The following is a 2367-nucleotide window of genomic DNA, read 5'->3' as shown; positions in this document are numbered from 1 at the left end:
CCCTTCCCCTCCCCGCCCCTCTTCCCATCACCCCCGCGGCGCGCCCGCCGGGGGGGGGGGGGAGCCAGGTGCATCCGCGCCTGCCCCCGCCCGCCGCTCCCACACCTCCGGGCGACTCAGCGCACGGTCGCTGCCGGCTCCGCGGGCTCCCGCATCAGCCGCTGCGGGCGGCGCACCAGCAGGTAGCCGAGCCCGGCGAGCGTCACCACGCCCGTCCCGAGCACGGCCGCCCACACCTGGTACCAGGGTGCTCCGGGCGGGGCGAGCAGGGCCCGCGGCCAGCAGATGTTGACCACCTCCAGGCCCGTCCACAGCACGGCGAGCGCGTTGAGCGCGGTGCCCCAGCGCCCGTACGAGACCTCGCCGGCCGGGCGCCAGGTGCCGCGCAGCCGGGCGACCAGCGCCACCGCGGTGAGGAGGAAGAACGGCAGGAAGGTCGCGGCGGTGCCGAAGGCGATCAGTGAGCCGATCGCCGTCGACTCCAGGCCGAGCGGCAGCGCCGCGCAGCTGACCAGGGTGGCCGCGACCAGGCCGCCGATCGGCGCCTGGTGCCGGTTGACCTTGCGGACCTGGGCCGAGAACGGGAAGACCCCGTCGCGGGCCAGCGAGTACAGCCCGCGGGCGGCGCCGCCCTGCGAGGCCATCAGGCAGGCGGTGAAGCTGACCAGCACCACCACGACGAACGGCTTGGCCGACCAGTCGCCGAAGCCGGCGGTGACCGCGGTGGTCACCGGGTCGAGGTCGGTGCCGGCGACGACGGCGGCCGGGTCGGGGTGGGCCAGCGGCACGGCGACGGCGTTGAGGATCACCACCAGTCCGACGCCGAGCAGCGACCACCGCATCGCCCGCGGCACCTGCCGGGCGGCGTCCTTGGTCTCCTCGGCGGTGGAGACGCAGGCGTCGAAGCCGATGAACGCCCAGCCGCCGACGGCGACCACCGCGAGGAAGGACATCAGCGTGCCGGTGCCGGTGGCCGCCGGTGCGCCCAGGGTGTCGGTGAGCAGTCCGAGCCCGTGCTCGCGGAAGAACAGCAGCAGGGCGAGGCCGACCAGCACCGAGGCGATCGCCTCCGCGGCGATGCCCAGCGCGACGAACCGCCGCAGCAGGTTGATCCCGTAAGCGTTGACCAGGGTGCAGCAGAGCATGAAGCCGAGCGCGGTCAGCACCAGCTGCGGGGGCGTCGGGGTGGCGCCGAACAGCGCGAAGAACCAGGGCGCGGCGAGGTAGGCGACGGTGGTGTTGGCGAACATCACCGCGAACTGCCAGAGCCACCCGGTCAGCCAGGCGAAGGTGGGCCCGGCCAGCCGGCGGCTCCACTGGTAGGCGCCGCCGGCGAGCGGCCACTGCGAGGCGAGCTCGGAGTACACGCAGACCACCAGCAGCTGGCCGAGCAGGCAGACCGGCAGGGCCCACACCCAGGCGCCGCCGGCCACGCCCATGCCCACCTGGGCGACCGCGTACAGGCCGACCACGGGGGAGACCACGGCGAAGCCCATCGAGATGTTGCCGAGCACGCCGAGGCTGCGCCGCAGCTCCTGCCGGTAGCCGAGCGCCGCCAGCCGGTCGGCGTCCGCCGGCCCGTCCGGCCGGGTCGTTGCGGTGGGTCTGCCGGCCCGTGGGGGAGTGGTCGTCATGCGTCCGCCTTGCCGTCGCGATCCGAAAACTAACTTAGTTAGTTATGGACCGTAGCCCCGACCCGGCGGTAACGGAAGGCCCCGACATCAGGCTGTAACGTGGCCGCTCGACCGGTACGCGCGAACAGGGGACGGAACACGTGGGGCGACCGACCAGGCCGATGCTCAGCAGGCAGGCGATCGCCGAGGCCGCCCTGGACGTCGTCGACACCGCCGGCCCCGACGGCCTCACCATGCGCGCCCTCGCCGACCGCCTCGGCGTGAAGGCCGCCTCGCTCTACAACCACGTCTCCGGCAAGGACGACCTGCTGGACGACCTCGCCGCCCTCGTCAACGCCGAGATCGACCTCACCCCGCTCGACGACCCCGACTGGCGCCGCGGCCTCGCCCGCTACGCCCACGGCTACCGGGCCGTCTTCCTGCGCCACCCCAACACCACCGCGCTGCTCGCCCGACGCCGGGTCGAGGCCGACCGCCAGCTGCTCACCTACGACGCCCTGCTCGCCGCCCTCGGCCGGGCCGGCCTCGACCCGGCGGACGCCGCCGAGGCCGCCGCCGCCCTCGACTACCTGGTGCTCGGCTCCGCCCTGGAGACCTTCACCGCCGGCTTCACCCGCGGCGCCGCCGAGTACCGCCCCCGCCACCCCGCCCTCGCCGGCGCCCTCGAAGCCTCCGCCGCCCGCGGCCCCGGCCTCGACGACCGCGGCTTCGACCTCGCCCTGCGCCTGCTGCT

Annotated in this window: 2 protein-coding genes; one reads left to right on the top strand and one right to left on the bottom strand. The window is 74.9% G+C overall.

Annotated elements, in window-relative coordinates; genetic code table 11:
• Positions 1-116: 116 nt before the first annotated feature.
• Positions 117-1634 (bottom strand): APC family permease, encoded by a 1518-nt coding sequence (locus tag ABZ641_RS33405; RefSeq protein WP_344621756.1) that lies wholly within the window; start codon positions 1632-1634, stop codon positions 117-119.
• A gap of 161 nt (positions 1635-1795) precedes the next feature.
• Between ABZ641_RS33405 and ABZ641_RS33400 the strand changes: the two genes are divergently transcribed.
• The coding region (locus tag ABZ641_RS33400) for a TetR/AcrR family transcriptional regulator C-terminal domain-containing protein (protein ID WP_359987987.1) at positions 1796-2367 on the top strand (572 nt) is incomplete at its 3' end.

The sequence above is a fragment of the Kitasatospora sp. NPDC007106 genome (assembly GCF_040634455.1).
Lineage (GTDB): Bacteria > Actinomycetota > Actinomycetes > Streptomycetales > Streptomycetaceae > Kitasatospora > Kitasatospora arboriphila.
This window is presented reverse-complemented; position numbering and strand designations above follow the sequence as displayed.